The organism is Candidatus Pantoea symbiotica (assembly GCF_056491525.1).
This window is the reverse complement of sequence record NZ_JBSZHR010000002.1, coordinates 1,720,731-1,741,631: the sequence shown is the minus strand read 5'-3', so window position 1 is coordinate 1,741,631 and position 20,901 is coordinate 1,720,731. Positions and strand designations below refer to the sequence as shown.

The following is a 20,901-nucleotide window of genomic DNA, read 5'->3' as shown; positions in this document are numbered from 1 at the left end:
TTATTCCCCCGCCTTCGCCACAGATTGATGATTATCGTCATGCGGAATCGCCGGGAAGACGCGACGCACCAAAACAAAGAACAGCGGTACAAAGAAGAGCGCCAGCAAGGTGGCGGTCAGCGTGCCGCCAATAATGCCGGTACCAATCGCAATGCGGCTGTTGGCGCCCGCGCCGGTGGAAATCGCCAGTGGCAATACGCCAGCGGTAAACGCCAGTGAAGTCATGATGATAGGACGCAGGCGCATCGATGCCGCATGCGTCGCCGCCTTCACCAGGTTTTCCCCTTTGCGGTAATTGTCTTCGGCGAACTCAACGATCAGAATCGCGTTCTTCGCCGACAAGCCAATGATGGTTAACAGCGCCACCTGGAAATAGACGTCGTTTTCCAGTCCGCGCAGGCTGATTGCCAGCAACGAACCGATCACGCCGAGCGGCACTACCATCATCACCGAGAACGGCACCGACCAGCTTTCATACAATGCAGCCAGGCACAGGAACACCACAATCAGCGAGATGCCATACAGCGACATCGCCTGGTTGCCGGAGAGTTTTTCCTGATAGGACAAACCGCTCCACGCAAAGGTGGTGCCCGCCGGTAGCTTCGCCGCCAGTTTTTCCATCGCGCTGATCGCGTCCCCGGAACTCTTGCCTGCCGCCGCCGAACCTTCGATTTCGTAGGAGGCCAGGCCGTTATAGCGTGACAGCACATCCGGGCCGTACGCCCATTCGGAGGAGGCAAACGACGCAAACGGCACCATGGTGGTATTGCTGTTACTATCGCTGCCGCGCACGTACCAGTGATCGATATCTTCCGGCTTGCTGCGGAATTGCTGATCGCCCTGCATGTAGACCTTTTTCACTCGGCCACGATCGGTGAAGTCGTTGATGTAGCTGCCGCCAATCGCCGCACTGAGCGTGTCGTTGATGTCGCTGATGGTGAGCCCCAGCGACTGCGCTTTTTCATCGTCGATATTGACCTGCAGCTGCGGTAAATCCGGCAAGGTGTTGGCGCGCACCGCGCTGAGCAGCGGATCCTGATTGGCTTCAGCAATCAGCTGATTGCGCATCTTCAGTAGCTGGTCGCGCCCGGTGGTGCCACGCGCCTGCAGCTCAAAGGTGAATCCGTCTGACTGCCCTAAACCGGACACCGACGGCGGCGACAGCACGAAGATCTGCGCATCACGAATGCTGGCCAGGCTCGCCATGGCACGTGCGGCAATCGCATCGGCACTGTTTTCTGTACCTTTTCGCTCGCTCCAGTTCTTTAGCGAGATAAAGCCAATCCCGGCGTTCTGGCCGCTGCCGGCAAAGCTGAAGCCGTTCACCAGCATGCTGACGTTGACGTTGTCTTTTTCTTTGGTGGCAAAGTATTCCTGTACCTGACGACGAACCTCGCTGGTGCGGTTTTCCGTCGCGCCCGGTGCCAGCTGATATTGCACCATGATGTAACCCTGATCTTCAGTCGGCAGGAAGCCGGTCGGCAACCGCATGTACATCACCGCGCAACCGATCAGCAGCACCGCATAGAGCAGCAGATAGCGCACCGAACTGTGCAGCACGTGACCAACGCCATTGTGATAACGCGCCTGCACGCGCTCGTAGCTGCGATTAAACCAGCCGAAAAAGCCCTTTTTGCCGCCTTCTTCGTTATGCGGTTTAAGCAGCGTGGCGCACAGCGCTGGCGTCAGCGTAAGCGCCACAATCACCGACAGCACCATCGATGAAACAATAGTGATGGAGAACTGACGATAGATAACGCCGGTTGAGCCGCTGAAGAAGGTCATCGGCAGGAACACCGCCGACAGCACCAGCGCGATACCAATCAACGCGCCGGTGATCTCTTTCATCGATTTCTCGGTGGCCTGACGCGGCGGTAAACCCTCTTCGCGCATCACGCGCTCGACGTTTTCCACCACCACAATCGCATCATCCACTAACAGCCCGATGGCGAGCACCATGCCGAACATGGTTAAGGTGTTGATCGAGTATCCGAACAGCGACAGCACGCCAAAGGTTCCGAGCAACACCACTGGCACGGCAATCGCCGGAATCAGCGTGGTGCGGATGTTCTGCAGGAACACGAACATCACGATCACCACCAAAATCACCGCCTCAATCAGGGTTTTCACCACTTCTTCGATCGAGATTTTCACGAAGTCGGTGCTGTCGAGCGGATACGCCACTTCATAGCCCGCTGGCATGCTGCTGCGGAATTCGTCGATGGTGGCTTTCACCTGTTCAGCGGTTGACAGCGCATTGGCGCCGGACGCCAGCTGCACCGCAATCCCCGAAGCCGGATGACCGTTGGCCAGCACGTTGGCGCTGTAATCCTCATCTCCCATTTCTACGCGTGCCACATCGCTAAGATGCACCACCGAGCCGTCGCTTTGGCTTTTCAGCACGATATTGCGGAACTGTTCCGGCGTTTGCAGACGCGAACGCGAGCGCACGGTTGCCACCAGCTGCTGCTCTTTGCTGGCCGGTTGCGCACCTAACTGACCCGATGAAACCTGGGTATTCTGGCTCTCCAGCGCGGTTGTGACATCGGACGGCATCAGCGAATAGGAGGCGAGTTTGGCGGGATCAAGCCAGATGCGCATGGCGTATTCGGCACCAAACACCTGAACGCTGCCGACGCCCGGCACGCGCGCCAGCGAGTCTTCCATGTTGCTGACCATGTAGTCCGCTACATCGGCCGAGGTGCTTTTGTTGGTTTTATCGTACAGCGCCAGAATCAGCAGGAAGTCGCTCTGCGCCTTCTCTACCGTCACGCCTTGCGTGGTGACGGACGTCGGCAAGCGGCTTTCGGCCTGCTGCACTTTGTTCTGCACCTGCACCTGCGCAATGTCCGGATCGGTGCCCTGCTGGAAGGTGACGTTGATTTTCACCTGCCCGGTTGAAGCGGTGCTGGTGGAATCGAAATAGAGCAAGCCGTCGATGCCAGTGAGCTGCTGTTCAATCACCTGCGTGACGCTGCTTTCCAGCGTTTCCGCAGATGCACCGGTGTAAGTGGCCTGAATGCTGATCTGCGGCGGTGCGACGTCGGGATACTGCGCAATCGGCAGACTTTTAATGCTGAGCACGCCGAACATCATGATGCAGATGGCGATCACCCAGGCAAATACCGGGCGGCGGATAAAGAACTGAGCCAACATAATTACTGGCCTCCGCTGCTGGCGCTGTTCGGCGTCACTTCAACTGCTTTCACCGTCATCCCGGCCTGCACTTTGGCGGTGCCTTCAACAATCAGCTTGTCGCCACTGTTCAAACCGCTGGTCACCAGCCAGGTGTTGCCAATAACCCGATCGGTCACTACTTCCCGGCTCTGCACTTTGTTCTCTTTATCCACCACCAGCGCCGTGGCGTTGCCTTTGGCATCACGCGTGATGCCCTGCTGCGGGGCCAGAATCGCATCGTTTTTAACCCCGTTGGTGACGCTGGCGCGCACATACATGCCCGGCAACAATTCATGCTGCGGATTGGGGAAGATCGCGCGTAGCGTGACGGTTCCGGTGGCTTCATCAACTGCTACTTCGGTCAGTTCCAGCTTGCCGGGATGATCATAATTGCTGCCGTCTTCCAGTTTTACCGTTACCGGCACCACATCGCCGCTCTGCTGCAAGGAAGCCTGCTGACGCTTCAGTTTCAGCAGTTGCACGCTGGATTGCGTGAGATCGACATAGATTGGATCGAGCGCGCGAATGGTCGCCAGCGCCGTGGTTTGCGCGGACGTCACCAGCGCGCCCGGCGTTACCGACGAGATGCCGATGCGGCCCGAAATCGGCGCTTTGATTTGCGTGTAGTTGAGGTTGATGCGGGCGCTTTCGACGGCGGCACGATATTGATCAACCGACGCCACGTTTTGTTGATAGGTTGCCAGCGCATCGTCGGCATCCTGGCGCGACACGCCATTCTCTTTCACCAGCGCGCTGTAACGCGCGGATTTTAACTGGCTACTTTTCACTAACGCCTGCGCATTTTTCAACTGGGCAACGGCTTGGTCGTAACTGGCCTGATAGCTAGCCGCATCGATTTGATAAAGCACCTGACCAGCCTTGACCTCATCGCCTTCGGTAAACAGTCGCTTCTGGATGATGCCATCCACCTGCGGACGCACTTCCGACACCATGCTGCCCACCACACGTCCGGTGAGCTGGCTATCGAGCGTCACCGGCTCGGTTTGCAGCGTTTTCACGCCGACTTCGGTGGTCATCTCGCCCGCTGGCGGGGCGCTGTTCTGGTCACAGGCGGCGAGCAATAACACCAGCCCGGCGATGGCCGTGCGCTGAAAATTCTTCATGAATAATCCTGTAGTGAACGTTCATTCTCAGTTTTAAGTCTACCAAATCGCAGATGTGGGCGTATGTCAGGAAAATGAAAAGAGCGATCCTGAAAAGCGTCAGCAGAAAAGCGTCCTCTTTGATTGAGGATATTTAGTGGTTAAATCGCTATAGGTTACAAAGTGTTGCTAAAGATAATGAGTAATAAGCATTAATGCAAATGATTATTATTTACAGATAAGTTGTAGGGTCGCCATTTATGGCGACCTCCTTCCAGGTGCGCATAAATGCGCCCCTACGAAATATGACTTACAACCTTCAACGCCAATTGTGGGCTGGTTAACGGCTGATTATCCGGTCTAAACAAACTGGTCGCAGCCGCCATCGAAACCTGGGCCAGTGCCACGTGATCCGCGCCCTGCTGTTTCCCGTCGGCCACCGCTTGCGCAATCATCTGCAGATACGCCTCCTGTTTGCCCGCTTTAAACGCCGCCCATGCGCCGGGAATCAGCTGCACGTCAGGATGCTGTGCAACCGGCAGCGTCGCTGGGCAAAACAGCGCGCGCGTTGCCGCCAGCGTGGATTCTGCCGCACACAGCACCAGCGATTTTCCCGGCAAACGGTGCACCGCATCGGCCAGCATGCGATCGGTGCGGTACACCGGGCAATCATGTCCTTCAGCGTGAAAACCATCGGCAACCGGGCCCAGCGTCGAGCAGGTAATCAGAATCGCGTCGAACCACGGCGTCAGGCTGTGTAACAATTGTTCCAGTTTTCGCTGCTGCGGCGCGGTCATGCCACCGGTCAGCTCCGCTTCCCCCAGCAAATGTGGCATGACGATATGGCTAAGGGAATTATGGAGGGCCAATGAGCGCGCAGCGTCATCGAAAATAGCGATATTACTGGCGGCGGTATGCAAACAGGCGATGGTCATAGTGCTCCTGTAAAGACGACGGCTAAATAAGAAACACTATAACCTAATGGCGCTTAATATCACTGGATGCGCGTACCTCAGGCGATTTTTTGCTTAAAAAAATCATTATGGAATTTGAATAGCTCTAAATCACTTTTCATCCCCATTTTCCTGAGCGCATTATTTTTATGTCCGGCGACTGTTTTACGACTGCGCTCAAGTTCTTTGGCGATATCGCTGATCGACATTCCTGACAAGAAATAGCTGATCACCGTCGTTTCACTGGGTGTTAACAGTTTGTTCAGTACGGACGAAGCATTCACATCATGAGATGTGCGGCTTAGGCAGATAGTCATTATTTTTGCCGGTGAACTGCACCAGTTGTTCCGCGATAGCAAGCGGAATGAACCGCTGACCATGCGCTACAGTACGAATCGCGGAGCTATAGACTGCGCCACTCTCGCGCTTAGATATATAGCCTTTGATACCCAGCTAATTGTATCCTCGTCCAATCACGCGTACAGCATAAACTAATCCAGAAAGGTCTTCCGTTTTAGTGACAAAACTATTCGCCCCGGTCTTCTGACAGCGATGAGTAAAGTGAATCTTTGCCTGATAAGTCAGAACTAAAATTTTGATCTGCTGAATTTGACTGCGTAAATATTCATTCACATGAAAGCCATTAATTTTTTGCATACTCATATCTAACACAACATACGTAACAACTATGACTCAGCCTGGTATTTTAATTTTCTTAAACAAGATATATTGAAAACACATTCCAGCGAAAAAACAGATTATTTTCAGCGTTGCGAATGCAAATAAAAAGGGCCTTTAAGGCCCTTTTTTATTTGCATTATCTATATTCGTTAACGGCTGACTTCGTGCCCAATCAAACCACCAATGGCCGCACCACCCAGTGTTCCGAACGTGCTGCCGCCGGTTAATACTGCACCACCCACCGCACCTACTCCGGCACCGATAGCAGTATTGCGTCCACGATGCGACATTCCACAAGCGGTGACAGAAAACATAACCACCAGAACAATGGCAATATTACAGCTGCGTTTTAAAAGCATACAAATCCTCACTGCCACGAATTTTGGCATGCAAAAATGTTTATTTGATTGTTGTTTAGATACTCACGTGTTGTGAGTGGTACTGGTTGTCGACGTGAATTTAGGGGTTTTTCGTACGCGCTGGAAGGTAAAAATTCCTATTTAATGATGGCACTGCCTGTGTCGGGGGGCGCAAAGATGCGCACCCCGAAAATAGTGACTATTTTATCTCCGCCAATATAACTTCTGCCTGCGCCTTATCCACCGCTACGCCATCAATAAACAACTGACGCTGTTCACCCGGCGGCAACGTAACGTTCAGCGTTTGCCAGGCTGGCAGGAAGCTGCCTTTGCGCTGGAAGTTAAGGTGGATTGCCTCAGCATCGCTGCGCATTTCCCAGTTGAGCCACAGCGCATTGCCCTGCTGATAACCCCAGCTTTCGCCATCATCCTCAAACAGCACACCGTGGCTGACGCCTTTGCCTTTGAGCGGGAACAGCTGCAAGGTGCGGCGATCGTCAGTTTTAGCATCAACATGACGCAGGCGCTCGCTAAGCGGTAAGCCCGCACCGGCACGCACCAGCATCGGCTGAGTTTCCAGCGGTGCTGCCAGCGTGATCCATTGACCGCCGCTGTACCATTGCTGAGTGGCAAAGTCATACCAGCCGGTTTGGTTGTCAGGCAGCCAGAGGCGACGTTCGCGCTGACCGGGCTCAACCACGCTGGCCACCAGCAGATCGCGGCCCAGCATAAACTCATCGCACTCGGCGAACGTCTGCGTATCCTGTTCATGATCGAGGAAAGTCGGACGCAGCATCGGTTCATCGTCAGCATGCGCCTGCCACAGAAGCGTATAGAGATAAGGCAGCAGACGATAACGCAGCTCAATTGCGGCGCGGATTGCAGGCGTGGCCGCTGGATACATCCAGGGTTCATTGACGCTGTGATCGTCATTCCACGAGTGAATAGTGAAACGCGGATGCATCACGCCGTTCTGTACCCAGCGCACAAACAGTTCTGCATCTGGCTTATCGCCAGAGAAGCCACCCACATCATGTCCCACGTTGTACAAACCGGACAGGCTCATGCCCAATCCCATGCGGATGTTGTAACGCAGCGTGGTCCAGTTGGTGCGGTTATCGCCACTCCAGGTTTGCACGTAGCGCTGCATCCCGGCGCAGCCCGAACGGGAAATCAGGAATGGGCGCTTTTCCGGCGCGAAACGCTGCTGCGCTTCCATTGAGGCGCGCATCATCAGCAGCGGCATCACCGGGCGAATGTGCTTAATAGCAATCGGCGTGCCGAAACCATGGCAGTGCGCTTCGCCATCCCACACTTCATATTCGTTGTTATCGTTCCAGGTGGAATCAATGCCCTTTTCCAGCAGCTGTTTGGTGACGTTGTCCTGCCACCAGGCAACGGCTTGCGGATGGGTAAAATCGAGATGTGAACCTTCATCATCCCAGAACACCGAACGCTCGGGCGCATCCTCTTCCGAGTCACGAATAAACAGACCTTGTTCAGCCACTTCGTTGTAACGCGGATGATCCTGCAACAGGCACGGTTTGATATTAGCGGCAAGGCGCAAGCCCGCGTCGTGAAACGCCTGGCTCATCACTTCCGGCTGCGGCACTTTGTCGTAGTTCCAGTTGAACACGTAGCGCTTGTTGTTAATCGAGGTGTAACCGGACGAGAGCTGGAACGAATCGCACGGAATATCGTGTTCTTCACACAGGCGGATGAAGTTCATCAGCTGATTTTGCGCGTCCGGCGCATCGGTGTAATGCATGGTTGAACCGCTGTAGCCAAGGCTCCATTTCGGGCCGAACAGCGTTTTACCGGTCAGACGCACAAAGGCTTTGGTGATATCCAGCACCTTGTCACCGACAAACAGGTAATAGTCGATATCACCGCTTTCGGCCTGCCAGCGGCGATACGGCTTGTGATAGTTATCGAGCTCATTACCGAGATCAAACCAGCTGCTGCTGAGGTTATCGTAATAAAGACCAAAGCTGACGTCGGTGCGGCGCGTGATGGTAAACGGCACATGCTTATACAGCGGATCGGTGGAGGCCGCGTTGTAGCCCATCGCGTCAAGGTTACGCATCTCGTAGCGCTGACCGTTACGCTGCAAATCACCGCTTTTCTCGCCGAGGCCGTAATAACGATCGTCGTTCATGCGGCACTGATAGTGCGCCACGCCATCGCCGTGCGCGTTAATTTGGTAAGCGCTGGTTGGACGGTCACAGGTCAGTAACTGCCATGCGCCGTGGCTGTCGCAATATTGCCACTCCAGCGCCAGCGGTTGATGGACGATCACCCGCAGCTTAGCGGTGGCGACCACCAGCGTGTCGCCCTCTTCTTCCAGCGTGAACGATGGCAAGGCGAAGCCGGCCAGGCTGTCGCGCTGACGCCCTTCCCACGGCACATCGCTTTCAGGCGCGATGCTCCAGGTGCGATCAAGGCTATACGCGCCCTGACGTTTAATCACCACGCGGAACATGCCCGTTTCCAGCACATACAGACACAGCGTGTGTTTGCCGTCGACGGTTAACGCCACGTGGTGCGCATCGGAACCGGCTAATGACCAATTTTTTAACGTTTTCATCGTTACCTACTTTTTCATGCGCGCTGTGCGCGACGTTCAGCAATAAAAGCAATCAGGAATACGGCGCCAATCAGGTCAAAGAAGCCCATGGCGACAAACAGCGGATTAAATCCAATGGTGTCGGCGGTAACGCCGATCAGCAGTGAGAACAGGAAGCTGGAGATCCACGCGAACGAGCCGCGCATGCCGTTGACGGTGGCCATCTGGCCTTTATCAAACTTTTCCACCACCAGCGCGCTCAGCATGCAGGAGATGATCTGGTGACCGAAGCCACCAATTGAGATCAACGCAATCGCCACATACGGATCTTTGGTCACTGCCACTGCGGCCAGAGACAGCATCAGGAACGCGCCGGTAACTGAACTGGCGACTACCGAGTTCACCTGGGTGAAGCCAAAAATTTTGGTGTAAAGGCGCGTCAAATAGCCGCTGGCGGCGCTGCCGAGGTCGGCGGCGAGGAACGGCAGCCAGGCGAACATGACGATCTGTTTCAGATCCATGCCGAGCTCTTTTGCCAGATAGAGCGGCACCCAGAAACTCAGTACGCCCCACGCCGGTTCGGCCATGAATGCCGGAATGGCAATGCCGTAGAAACGCTTGTTCTTCGATACGGTTTTCAACGCGGTAAAAAATGGCAGTTTCACTGCCGGTGGTTCGTTGTCCTGGCGGATGAAATCCAGTTCGGATTTCGACAAATTAGGGTGCTGATCGGGATCGCGATACAGCCACCACCACAGCAACACCCAACCCAGTGCCAGCGCGCCGGTGAACAGGAATGCGCCCTGCCAGCCGCCAAAAGCCGCATGGGCAAAGTAGATAATCGGCGGTGCCAGCATAGCGCCGAGGGAGAATCCGACACCCGCCCAACCCGCGGCGATAGGACGCTCTTTTTTCGGGAACCATTCACCAATTACTTTGGCGTTGGCTGGCGTGGCAGCGGCTTCTGCGCTGCCCATAACAAAACGCAGAATCGCCAGATGCAGCCAACTGCCCGCTCCAGCATGGAATAAACAGGCAATGGCCCACACCGAGGCGCAGATCAGGAAGCCTACTTTCAGGCCAATCACATCAATCAACCAGCCACAAATCGGTTGGAAGAACGTATAGGCCAGCTGGAAGGCACCGACGATGTAGGAATATTGCTCGGTGGTGATGTTAAGGCTGTCTTTGAGCTCTGGGGCCAGCAGCCCTAACGAGTTACGCGTGATGTAATTGACCGTCACGCCGGCTAAGAACAGCACCAGCACCCACCAGCGCATATGGCGGAAGGTGCGTTTGGTGCCAGCGGCGGTTATCCCTGGATTTAAACTGCGGTTCATCTGATTCTCCGTTAGTGAGTCATTTCTAACCATCCGCCAGGAGTGAACCACAGTTGCGAAAAGTGGTCGCCAGCTCGATGTCGCAAATGTGATCTGGTTAACCAAAATCACTCACCAGGTTGACTTAACCGGACAAAGAGCAGAGTTTTAACCGCGAATCGCGTGGTTAATGTTTGAAGTAACACGCTAGCAAGGAATATTGGTCAACCAATCGTGAGTGAGGTAACAACATGAAGCAGACCTGGCGCTGGTACGGCCCCAACGATCCTGTCTCTCTGGCCGATGCGCGCCAGGCGGGCGCAACCGGCATCGTCACCGCACTGCATCACATTCCCAACGGCGAAGTGTGGTCAGTCGACGAAATCATGCAGCGTAAAGCGCTGGTGGAAGCCGCAGGTTTGGTGTGGTCGGTGGTGGAGAGCGTGCCGATTCATGAAGAGATTAAAACCGGCAGCGGCCGCTGTCAGCACTGGATCAGCAACTATCAGCAGTCGCTGCGTAATCTGGCGCAGTGCGGCATCAAAACCGTGTGCTACAACTTCATGCCAATCCTCGACTGGACGCGTACCGATCTCGAATATCTGCTGCCGGATGGCGCGAAAGCCCTGCGCTTTGATCAGATTGAGTTCGCGGTGTTTGAACTTCACATTCTGCAACGTCCCGGCGCGGAGCAGGATTACAGTGCGGAAGAGATCGCCCAGGCCGCTGAACGGTTTGCGACGATGAGTGAAGAGCACCGTAACCGCCTGATGCGTAATATCATAGCTGGTTTGCCGGGCGCTGAGGAAGGTTACACGCTGGATCAATTCCGCGCCCAGCTGGCGCGCTATGAAGGCATCGGAAAAGCCGAACTGCGTGAGAACTTTGCCACCTTCCTGCGCGCCATTGTTGCGGTTGCCGAAGAAGTGGGCGTGCGCATGGCGGTGCATCCGGACGATCCGCCGCGCCCGATTCTTGGCTTACCGCGTATTGTTTCCAACGCTGATGATCTGCAGTGGATGATCGATACCGTCAGCAGTCCCGCTAACGGTTTCACCATGTGTACCGGCTCGTACGGCGTACTGGCAGAGAATGATTTAGCCGGCATGGTCAAACGCTTTGGCCCGCGCATCTACTTCGCGCATCTGCGATCCACCAAACGTGAAGAGAACCCCAACAGCTTCCACGAGGCCGCGCATTTAGGTGGCGATGTGGATATGTTTGCGGTGATCAAGGCGATTGCCGAAGAGGAGCAGCGCCGTAAAGCTGCGGGCGAGGAAGATTTGATTCCAATGCGTCCCGACCACGGCCACCAAATGCTGGATGACTTGAAGAAGAAAACCAATCCCGGCTATTCGGCGATTGGTCGACTGAAAGGATTGGCTGAAATTCGCGGCGTCGAACTGGCGATCCACCGCGCCTATTTTGCTCAGGAAGCCCAATAATGCGCTTTATGGATGAAGATTTTCTGCTGCAGAGCGACATCGCGCGACGCTTGTACCACGACTTCGCTGCGGATATGCCGATCTACGATTATCACTGTCACCTCAATCCGCAGGAGATTGCTGAAGATCGTCGCTTTGCCAACCTCGGCCAAATCTGGCTGGAAGGCGATCACTACAAATGGCGCGCGCTGCGTGCCGCCGGCGTGGATGAGTCGTTAATTACCGGCAAGAGCACCAGCGACTACGACAAGTATCTCGCGTGGGCGCAAACGGTGCCCAAAACCCTCGGTAACCCGCTTTATCACTGGACGCACCTTGAATTGCGTCGCCCGTTTGGCATCACTGATACGCTGTTTGGCCCGGACACCGCGCCTGCGATCTGGCAGCGCTGCGCGGAACAGCTGGCGACGCCGGAATTCTCCGCGCGCGGCATCATGCGCCAGATGAAGGTGCGCATGGTGGGCACCACCGACGATCCGGTTGATTCGCTGCGCTATCACCGCCAAATCGCCGATGACAACAGCTTTGATATTGACGTTGCGCCGAGCTGGCGTCCGGACAAAGTCTTCAAAATCGAGCTTGAGGGTTTTGTCGACTATCTTGGTCGCCTGGAAGCCGCCGCCGATGTCGCCATCGACAGCTTTGATGCGTTACGCCGCGCGCTGTTACGACGCCTTGACCACTTCTCCGCTCACGGTTGTCGCGCATCGGATCACGGCATCGAAACCCTGCGTTTTGCGCCGGTGCCGGACGACAGCGTGCTTGATACAATTTTGGCGAAACGTCGCCGTGGCGATGTTCTGGATGAATTAGAAATCGCCCAGTTCAGCAGCGCGGTGTTGGTGTGGCTCGGCAGTGAATATGCGCGGCGCGGCTGGGTGATGCAGCTGCACATCGGCGCGATTCGTAATAACAGCACGCGCATGTTCCGTCAGCTTGGGCCAGACAGCGGATTTGATTCGATTGGCGATAACAATATTGCCTGGCCGCTGGCGCGCCTGCTGGATGCGATGGACCTCAACGATCAGCTGCCGAAAACCATTCTCTATTGCCTTAATCCGCGCGATAACGAAGTGCTGGCGACCATGGCGGGCAACTTCCAGGGCGCGGGTATCGCTGGCAAAGTGCAGTTTGGCTCCGGCTGGTGGTTCAACGATCAGCGCGACGGCATGCTGCGTCAGCTCGAGCAGCTGTCGCAAATCGGCTTGCTCAGCCAGTTTGTTGGCATGCTGACCGATTCGCGCAGCTTCCTCTCCTACACGCGCCACGAATACTTCCGCCGTATTCTGTGCAATCTGCTGGCGCAGTGGGTGCAAGAGGGCATTGTGCCGCATGATGAGCCGATGCTTGGCAGCATGCTGCGCGACATCTGCTTCAATAATGCCGAACGCTATTTCGCACTTAACGCTTAGTCATTAAGGCCTGGTACTGCACGTCGTGACCAGGCCGATTCTTATTCGCTATGCTATAGTGCGCGTCTCTGAGTGAGGCTGTATCAGAGGTTGTGAATCCTTTAACACACAGAAAAGAGCACGATGAAAACTCAAACTTCAGCACAGCGCCCTTATCAGGAAGTCGGGGAAATGCTCCGCCAGATGATCACCCAGAAGCAGTATGCGGTGGGCGAACGGCTGCCGCCGGAGCGCGAACTCGCCGCGCTGCTGGACGTGACGCGCACGCTGGTGCGTGAAGCGCTGATCATGCTGGAGCTGGAAGGATTAATCGAGGTGCGTCGCGGTGCGGGCATCTACGTGATTCACGACTCGCCGCAACAGCCCGTTTCGCTTCACAAGGCCAGCAACGATGCTGGACCGTTTGAGATGTTGCAGGCGCGCCAGCTGCTGGAGAGCAATATCGCTGAGTTCGCCGCGCTGCAGGCTACGCGTGAGGACATCATGAAGATGCGCCAGGCGCTGGAGCTGGAAGAGAAAGAGCTGGCTTCCGGTGCGGTCAACCAAAGCGAAAATGGCGATCGTGATTTCCATCTGGCGATTGCCGAAGCCACGCACAACAGCATGCTGGTTGAGCTGTTTAAACAATCCTGGCAATGGCGTGAAGATAACGTGATGTGGAGCCAACTGCATCGCCATCTGGTCAACAACAATTACCGCAAACAGTGGCTCGACGATCACAAAAAGATCCTCGCGACGCTGATCAAAAAAGACGCGCGCGCCGCCAAACTGGCGATGTGGCAACATCTGGAAAACGTCAAGCAACGGCTGCTGGAGTTCTCAGACGTTGATGATATTGATTTCGATGGTTATCTGTTTGAATCCTGGCCGCTGTATGCAGCCAGCAATCCCAATAATTGATGCACTTGATCGGCATGAATGCCGTACGTATGCAGGTGCGCATGAATGCGCACCCTACGAAAATCCTCGCCAAATCGTAGGGTCGCCATTCATGGTGACCGGACAACGCCAGCACTTTCGCTAAGATTTACTCATCATCCTCATCGGCTGCTTTGCCGCCAAAGCGATTGCGCACCACCACAAAGAATACCGGCACAAAGTAAATGGCTAACAGCGTTGCCGCTACCATGCCGCCAATCACGCCGGTACCCACCGCATTCTGTGCGCCAGAACCCGCGCCGGAGCTGATGGCTAAAGGTAACACGCCAAGAATAAAGGCCAGCGATGTCATCAAAATCGGTCGCAGTCGCATACGTGCCGCGTCCAGCGTGGCTTCAATCACGCTTTTACCCTCTTTCTCAATCTGATCTTTGGCAAACTCGACGATAAGAATGGCGTTCTTTGCCGACAAGCCAATGGTAGTCAGCAGTCCGACCACGAAATACACGTCATTGTTTAAGCCGCGCAGCAGCGTGGCTACCAGTGCACCAAACACGCCCAACGGCACCACCAACATCACCGAGAACGGAATTGACCAACTCTCGTACAGTGCGGCCAGACACAGAAACACCACAATCAGCGAAAGCGCATACAACGCCGGTGCCTGTTCTCCGGTCATGCGCTCCTGATACGACATTCCTGTCCAGTCGTAGCCAATGCCTGAGGGCAGTTGCTGCGCCAGTTGCTCCATCAAGGCCATCGCTTCACCCGAACTTTTGCCCGGTGCAGGTTGCCCAAGAATTTCCACAGCTGAAAGGCCATTAAAGCGCTCCAGACGCGGCGATCCATACACCCATTCTGCCGTCGAGAAGCTGGCAAAAGGCACCATCTTGTCGTTGCTGGCACGCACGTACCACTTATTCAGGTCTTCCGGCATCATGCGATACGGCGCGTCACTCATGACGTACACCTTCTTCACCCTGCCATTGTCGACAAAGTCGTTCACGTAACTGCCGCCCCACGCGCTGCTCAGCGTGGTGTTGATGTCAGAGAGATCGACGCCCAGCGCGGTGGCTTTTTCCTGATCAATGTTGAGCTTGAACTGCGGGCTGTCTTCCATGCCGTTGGGACGCACCGCCGCCAGGGTTTCAGGATGCTGACGCGCCAGATCCAGTAGCTGATTACGCGCGGCGATCAGCTTGTCATGGCCAAGCCCTGCCTGATCAATCAGCTCAAAATCAAAGCCGGTGGCATTGCCCAGCGCGATGATCGGCGGCAGGTTAAAGGCAACCACATTGCCGTCCATGATATTGCCGAAGCTTTTCATGGCGCGGGCCACAATAGCGTCGACTTTGTTTTCATCACCGGCGCGCTCGGACCAATCCTTCAAACCGATGAAAGCAATACCGACGTTCTGACCACGTCCGGCAAAACCGAAGCCATTAACCGTCAGGACGTTCTCGACGTTGCTCTTTTCACTGGAGAGATAATAGTCATTCACCTGATCCAGCACCACTTGCGTGCGTTCCTGGGTTGCACCCGCCGGCAAAATCGCCTGCGTTGCCAACACGCCCTGATCTTCCGAAGGCAGGAACGAGGTCGGCAAGCGCATAAACAGCAGCGCCATACCGACCACAATCACGCCATAAATCACCAGATAGCGCCCGCTGCGGTACACCATGCGCGCCACGGAGCTGGAGTAATGATGAGCGCTTTGATCGAACTTGCGATTAAACCAGCCAAAGAATCCACGCTGCTGGCCGTGGGAACCCGGTTTTACTGGCTTCAGGATGGTGACGCACAGCGCGGGCGTGAGGATCAACGCCACCAGCACCGACAGCACCATCGCCGAAACAATGGTGATGGAGAACTGGCGATAGATCACGCCGGTACTGCCGCCAAAGAACGCCATCGGCACAAATACCGCCGATAGCACCAGCGCAATCCCCACCAGCGCACCCTGAATCTGGCCCATCGATTTGCGGGTGGCGGCTTTGGGTTTTAGCCCCTCTTCCGCCATGACGCGCTCAACGTTCTCCACCACCACAATGGCGTCATCCACCAGCAACCCAATCGCCAGCACCATGCCAAACATGGTGAGAGTATTAATGGAATAACCAAAGGCATTAAGAATGCCGAACGTCCCCAGCAATACCACCGGTACAGCAATGGTGGGAATCAGCGTGGCGCGCAGATTCTGCAAGAACAGGTACATCACCAGGAACACCAGCACGATGGCTTCAAACAGCGTTTTCACCACTTCGTGAATCGAAATGCTGATAAACGGTGTGGTGTCGTACGGATAAACCACTTTCAGCCCTTGCGGGAAATAGGGTTTCAGCTCGTCGATTTTGCCGCGAATCGCATTGGCGGTATCCAGCGCATTGGCGCCGCTCGCCAGCTGAATACCCAGCGCTGACGCCGGTTTACCGTTGATTTTCACCACAAAGTTGTAGTTTTCACCGCCGCGCTCGATGCGCGCAACATCATGCAGCCGCACCTGAGAACCATCGCTGTTGACCTTCATCAGGATATTGCCAAAGGCTTCCGGTGAGGTTAGGCGCGTCTGCGCGATAATCGAAGCGTTTAGCTGCTGCCCTTTCACCGGCGGCGCGCCGCCCAACTGGCCCGCCGCGACCTGAGCATTCTGCGTTTCCAGCATGCTGATCACATCCACCGGTGTCAGCTGATAGGTGTTGAGCTTGTTAGGATCGAGCCAGATGCGCATCGCGTATTGCGAGCCAAATAGCGTGGTATCGCCTACGCCGTTAATGCGACTGATGGGATCTTTCAGGTTGGTTGCCACGTAATCGGCAATGTCTTCCATGCTCATGCGGCCCGACTCATCCACAAAGCCGGGGACAAGGAAGAAGACGCTGGACGATTTGCGCACGGTGATGCCCTGCTGCTGCACTTCCTGCGGCAACAATGGCGTTGCCAGCTGTAATTTGTTCTGCACCTGCACTTGCGCGATATCAGGATCGGTGCCGTTCTCAAACGACAGCGTCAGCTGCAAGGTGCCGGAGGAATCGCTGGTCGAGGACATATACATCAGGCCATCCAGCCCGCTCATGTTCTGCTCGATCACCTGCGTCACGCTATTCTGCAAGGTGGTGGCATCAGCACCCGGATAGGTTGCACGCACCTGAACCGCAGTGGGCGCGACATCCGGATATTGCTCAACCGGCAACTTCAGGATCGAAATGCCACCCACCAGCATGACGATAATCGCGAGTACCCAGGCAAAAATGGGGCGATCAATAAAAAATCGGGACATCAGAAAGCGGTTCCTTTCGACGGGGAGGATGTTGCATCAGCAGCAAGAGGAGTGACGATCATGCCGGGCTGAGCACGCTGAACGCCGGAAACAATCACGCGTTCACCCGCCTGCAAGCCACCCGCCACGCGCCATTGATCACCGAGCGCCTGAAAAACCTGGATAGTGCGGATTTCCACTTTGTTGTCACTGCCCACCACCATCGCCGTGGCGTCGCCGCGCGGCGTGCGCGTCACCGCCTGCTGCGGAATCAGCATGGCCTTGGGATCGGTGCCTTCATCCAGCCGCGCGCGTACAAACATGCCGGGCAGCAGCGTATGGTTGGGATTGGGGACAATGGCGCGCAGCGTAATGGAACCGGTAGTGCGATCGACGGTGACATCGGAAAACGCCAGCGTGCCGCGTTGCGAATAGAGTGAGCCGTCGCCCATCACCACGCTAACTAGCGCTTTACCATCGTTCTGACGTAAACGACCCGCGGCAAACTCCTGCTGTAAACGCAGGAAATCCTGGCTCGACTGGGTGACATCGACGTACATCGGATCCAGTTGCTGCACGGTGGCCAGCGAATCGCTCTGCGCATCAGCCACCAGCGCGCCTTCGGTGACCGACGAACGCCCGATGCGACCGCTTATCGGCGCGGTAATGGTGCTCCACGCCAGATTGATGCGCGCACTTTGCATCGTGGCTTTGGCGACATCCACCGCGGCACGGGTTTGCGCAGCGGTGGCTTGCGCCTGGTCATAATCCTGTCGGCTGATAAATTGGCTGCCGCTGAGCGAGCGATAGCGATTCAGCGTCACCTGCGCGATACGCGCGTTGGCTTCGGCTTGCGCGACGTACGCTTTGGCACTGGTGAAACTGGCGCGGAACGGTGCAGGATCAATTTGATACAACGTCTGCCCGGCGATCACATCACTGCCTTCGGTAAAGCTGCGTTTCAGCACAATTCCGGAAACCTGAGGACGCACATCAGCGACCCGATACGCCAGAGTGCGGCCAGGTAATTCGCTGGTGATCGCTTGTGATTGCGTGGTAAGCGTAATGACTTTCACCTCGGGCGCGGCCGGCGCCTGAGCGGTTTTATTCGATGAATCATCACATCCTGTGGTGGGTAAAATGAAAAACGCGTATAGCAAAGCCAAAGGCTTAATTGCCTCGTGTTTGGGCATTGAAATTATCTCCCGGAAACCGGTAATGAAAAATTAATGTGGGAAGTTAAAATTGTGGGTATTTAAACGGCGATAGGTCGCTGGTGGCACACGATATTTACGGGCAAATGAGCGAGTAAAAGATTGTTGCGAGTCGTAGCCATACTTCATGGAGATATCAATCACTGCCGCGCTGCTATCGAGTAAATCATGCGCGGCTAACTCCAGCTTTTTATCGCGAATATAATTCCCGAGACTAATATGCATGATGCGCTGAAACATACGCTGCAGATGCCATTTAGAATAACCGGAACGAAGAGCCACATCTTCGATCTTAATCGAGCTACGAATGTTCGCATTTATCCACGACAGCAGGTCGCGGATAATAATTTCATGTCGATCCATTTTTCACCTCTTCTCTCACAGCCACGGGAAGTCACAGCATTGATGGAAAAGAAGCGTATCATTACAAGTTGCTTTTTATTAGGCAGTGAAAATGGGAAAGGTTTATGAGGCAAAATCATTAATGAAGCGGCAAAAGGTTAAGCAGAAGCAAATCGAGCGGCTTAAATCTTGATGACCATCACTTTGCGTCAGTTTTTACTGGAAAATTCGTGAGAATCTCACATATATTTCAGGTTATGTGCAGGCGTTAGGCTTAAACCTAACCAAAATTGATAAAGGTAAAGCCATGCTGCGGGAAAACTTCAACGACCTGATCTATTTAGTGATGGTGGCGCGCGAATGTAGCTTCACGCGCGCTGCGGCCAAATTAGGCGTGTCGCAATCGGCGTTAAGCCACTCGATTCGCGGTCTTGAAGAGCGATTAAATACGCGTTTATTAACGCGCACCACGCGCAGTGTCGCGCCGACCGAAGCAGGTGAAAACCTGATTCAGAGCGTGGCACCGATGATGGCCGATATTGAGAAAGCCCTGCTGCAACTGACCGATAATCAGGGCAAGCCGTCGGGAAATATTCGTATTACCGCCGGTGAACATGCGTTGTCTTCCACGTTGTGGCCGCTGCTCAAACCGTTTCTGCAAGCCTATCCCGAAGTGAATGTGGAGCTCTCCGTTGATAACACCTTAACGGATATCGTCAGCGGACGTTTCGATGCTGGCGTACGACTTGGCGAGAGCATTGAGAAAGATATGGTGGCGGTTAGAATCGGACCGGACTGGAAAATGGTCGCGGTGGCATCGCCAGACTATCTGCAAAAACACGGCATTCCGGCTACGCCCTATGAATTGCAGAATCACAACTGCATTAATATGCGCCTTCCTACCTTGGGAGGAATATATAGCTGGGAATTCAGCAAAGATGGCAAAGATATTCGCGTTAAAGTCGAAGGGCAGCTGATATTTAATAATTTGGCTTCGCGTATTGATGCGGTACTTTCCGGCATGGGCATTGCTTATGTTCCCGAAGATACCGTAAAACAGCATATTGCCAATGGCGAACTGAAATCCCTGCTTGAAGATTGGTGCGAACCGTTTAGCGGATATTATCTCTATTATCCGAGCCGCAAACAGCACACCGCCGCGTTTGAGAAATTGATTGAAGCCATTAAATATAAAGGTTAACGATCGATTTTTATCATTAATTAAACCACTGCTCTTAAGAAAAAAACCATTTCATGAACTGTACTCATAAAGTCTTGCGATTTATGAGTACAGTCAGCTGCGCCCTGAGCGCTTATAGTGATTGACGTTAAATCAAGCTAACTTCAGGAGTGGATATGAAAGAAGTATATGTGGTTATCGGTGCCGGATCGATTGGGCAAGCAATCGCGCGTCGGGTGAGCCAGGGGAAAGTGATTCTGCTGGCCGACCTGCGTCCTGAAAATACCGAGGCCGCCGCAAAGACGCTGCGCGATGCCGGTTTTGTGGTTAACACCGCACAGGTGGATGTCTCTTTACGGCAATCCATTCAGGAACTGGTCAAGCTGGCAGGTTCGCTGGGTGCGATCAAAGGCGTTATCCACTCCGCTGGCGTGTCGCCTTCACAGGCTTCATCTGCCACCATCATGCAAGTTGACCTCTACGGCACGGCGGTGGTGCTCGAGGAGTTTGGTGCCGTAATTGCGCCAGGCGGATCGGGGATTGTGATCGCTTCGCAATCCGGACATCGCCTGCCGCCGCTTTCGGTGGAGCAGAATGAAGCCCTCGCCACCACACCGACCGAAGCGCTGCTCGATCTGCCGTTTCTGCAGGCAGATAACATCAGCGATTCCCTGCTGGCGTATCAATATTCCAAACGTGGCAATGCGCTGCGTGTGATGGCGGAAGCGGTGAAATGGGGCAAACGGGGCGCGCGCGTCAATACCATCAGTCCCGGCATCATCTACACGCCGCTGGCCAATGATGAGCTTTCGGGACCGCGTGGCGCGGGCTATCGCGACATGCTTGAGCGCTCTCCGGTGGGTCGCGGCGGTTCACCGGATGAAGTGGCGGTGGTCGCCGCACTGCTGATGGGGCCGGAAGGCACCTTTATTACCGGCAGTGATTTCCTGATGGATGGTGGTGTTACCGCTTCTTATTGGTATGGCGATCTCAAGCCAGCAAAATGATCGCCACA

At 55.0% G+C, this 20,901-nt stretch carries 16 protein-coding genes; 5 read left to right on the top strand and 11 right to left on the bottom strand.

From position 1 onward, the window contains the following. The 8 genes from ACXIZX_RS08680 to ACXIZX_RS08645 form a co-directional block, all read right to left on the bottom strand. Positions 1-3,156 (bottom strand): efflux RND transporter permease subunit, encoded by a 3,156-nt coding sequence (locus ACXIZX_RS08680; protein ID WP_479403964.1) that lies wholly within the window; start codon positions 3,154-3,156, stop codon positions 1-3. A 2-nt stretch (positions 3,157-3,158) separates the two neighbouring features. Then, complete coding sequence (locus ACXIZX_RS08675) at positions 3,159-4,301, bottom strand: efflux RND transporter periplasmic adaptor subunit (RefSeq protein ID WP_258145068.1); 1,143 nt, start codon at positions 4,299-4,301, stop codon at positions 3,159-3,161. Positions 4,302-4,576: 275 nt separating this feature from the next. After that, positions 4,577-5,215, bottom strand: coding sequence for a glutamate racemase (locus ACXIZX_RS08670; protein ID WP_479403963.1), 639 nt, complete (start codon positions 5,213-5,215; stop codon positions 4,577-4,579). Between the two features lie 77 nt (positions 5,216-5,292). Beyond that, on the bottom strand, positions 5,293-5,550 hold the full coding sequence (locus tag ACXIZX_RS08665) for a response regulator transcription factor (protein WP_479403962.1): 258 nt from the start codon (positions 5,548-5,550) through the stop codon (positions 5,293-5,295). Between the two features lie 136 nt (positions 5,551-5,686). Further along, entirely contained in the window at positions 5,687-5,905 is a 219-nt protein-coding gene (locus ACXIZX_RS08660) for a response regulator (RefSeq protein WP_479403961.1), read from the bottom strand. Positions 5,906-6,063: 158 nt separating this feature from the next. Further along, positions 6,064-6,273 (bottom strand): glycine zipper 2TM domain-containing protein, encoded by a 210-nt coding sequence (locus ACXIZX_RS08655; RefSeq protein ID WP_008110024.1) that lies wholly within the window; start codon positions 6,271-6,273, stop codon positions 6,064-6,066. A gap of 199 nt (positions 6,274-6,472) precedes the next feature. Further along, the gene (locus ACXIZX_RS08650; RefSeq protein ID WP_479403960.1) at positions 6,473-8,860 is read right to left on the bottom strand and encodes a glycoside hydrolase family 31 protein; all 2,388 of its coding nucleotides are present in this window, start codon (positions 8,858-8,860) and stop codon (positions 6,473-6,475) included. A 14-nt stretch (positions 8,861-8,874) separates the two neighbouring features. After that, entirely contained in the window at positions 8,875-10,179 is a 1,305-nt protein-coding gene (locus ACXIZX_RS08645) for an MFS transporter (RefSeq protein WP_479403959.1), read from the bottom strand. A gap of 230 nt (positions 10,180-10,409) precedes the next feature. On the opposite strand from ACXIZX_RS08645, the gene uxuA reads away from it, so the two are divergent. From uxuA to uxuR, 3 genes are all read left to right on the top strand, one after another. Continuing rightward, positions 10,410-11,603, top strand: a complete 1,194-nt coding sequence (uxuA, locus tag ACXIZX_RS08640; protein WP_061720093.1) for a mannonate dehydratase — start codon at positions 10,410-10,412, stop codon at positions 11,601-11,603. Next, the gene (uxaC, locus tag ACXIZX_RS08635; protein WP_479404859.1) at positions 11,600-13,015 is read left to right on the top strand and encodes a glucuronate isomerase; all 1,416 of its coding nucleotides are present in this window, start codon (positions 11,600-11,602) and stop codon (positions 13,013-13,015) included. The genes uxuA and uxaC overlap by 4 nt, the downstream gene beginning before the upstream one ends. A gap of 123 nt (positions 13,016-13,138) precedes the next feature. Beyond that, positions 13,139-13,915 (top strand): Uxu operon transcriptional regulator, encoded by a 777-nt coding sequence (gene uxuR, locus ACXIZX_RS08630; RefSeq protein ID WP_179450996.1) that lies wholly within the window; start codon positions 13,139-13,141, stop codon positions 13,913-13,915. Positions 13,916-14,042: 127 nt separating this feature from the next. On the opposite strand, the gene ACXIZX_RS08625 is transcribed toward uxuR, so the two are convergent. From ACXIZX_RS08625 to ACXIZX_RS08615, 3 genes are read right to left on the bottom strand one after another with little or no spacing between them, the layout of a single operon-like run. Further along, positions 14,043-17,171 (bottom strand): efflux RND transporter permease subunit, encoded by a 3,129-nt coding sequence (locus tag ACXIZX_RS08625; RefSeq protein WP_479403958.1) that lies wholly within the window; start codon positions 17,169-17,171, stop codon positions 14,043-14,045. Further along, a complete protein-coding gene (locus ACXIZX_RS08620; protein ID WP_479403957.1) occupies positions 17,171-18,343 on the bottom strand; it encodes an efflux RND transporter periplasmic adaptor subunit in 1,173 nt (390 codons plus the stop codon). The genes ACXIZX_RS08625 and ACXIZX_RS08620 overlap by 1 nt, the downstream gene beginning before the upstream one ends. 33 nt (positions 18,344-18,376) lie before the next feature. Beyond that, a complete protein-coding gene (locus tag ACXIZX_RS08615; protein WP_179451001.1) occupies positions 18,377-18,727 on the bottom strand; it encodes a helix-turn-helix domain-containing protein in 351 nt (116 codons plus the stop codon). A gap of 286 nt (positions 18,728-19,013) precedes the next feature. Between ACXIZX_RS08615 and ACXIZX_RS08610 the strand changes: the two genes are divergently transcribed. Next, on the top strand, positions 19,014-19,907 hold the full coding sequence (locus ACXIZX_RS08610) for a LysR family transcriptional regulator (protein ID WP_479403956.1): 894 nt from the start codon (positions 19,014-19,016) through the stop codon (positions 19,905-19,907). Between the two features lie 155 nt (positions 19,908-20,062). Beyond that, positions 20,063-20,893: an SDR family oxidoreductase gene (locus ACXIZX_RS08605; protein ID WP_479403955.1), complete on the top strand. Its 831-nt coding sequence runs from the start codon at positions 20,063-20,065 to the stop codon at positions 20,891-20,893. Positions 20,894-20,901 lie beyond the last annotated feature (8 nt).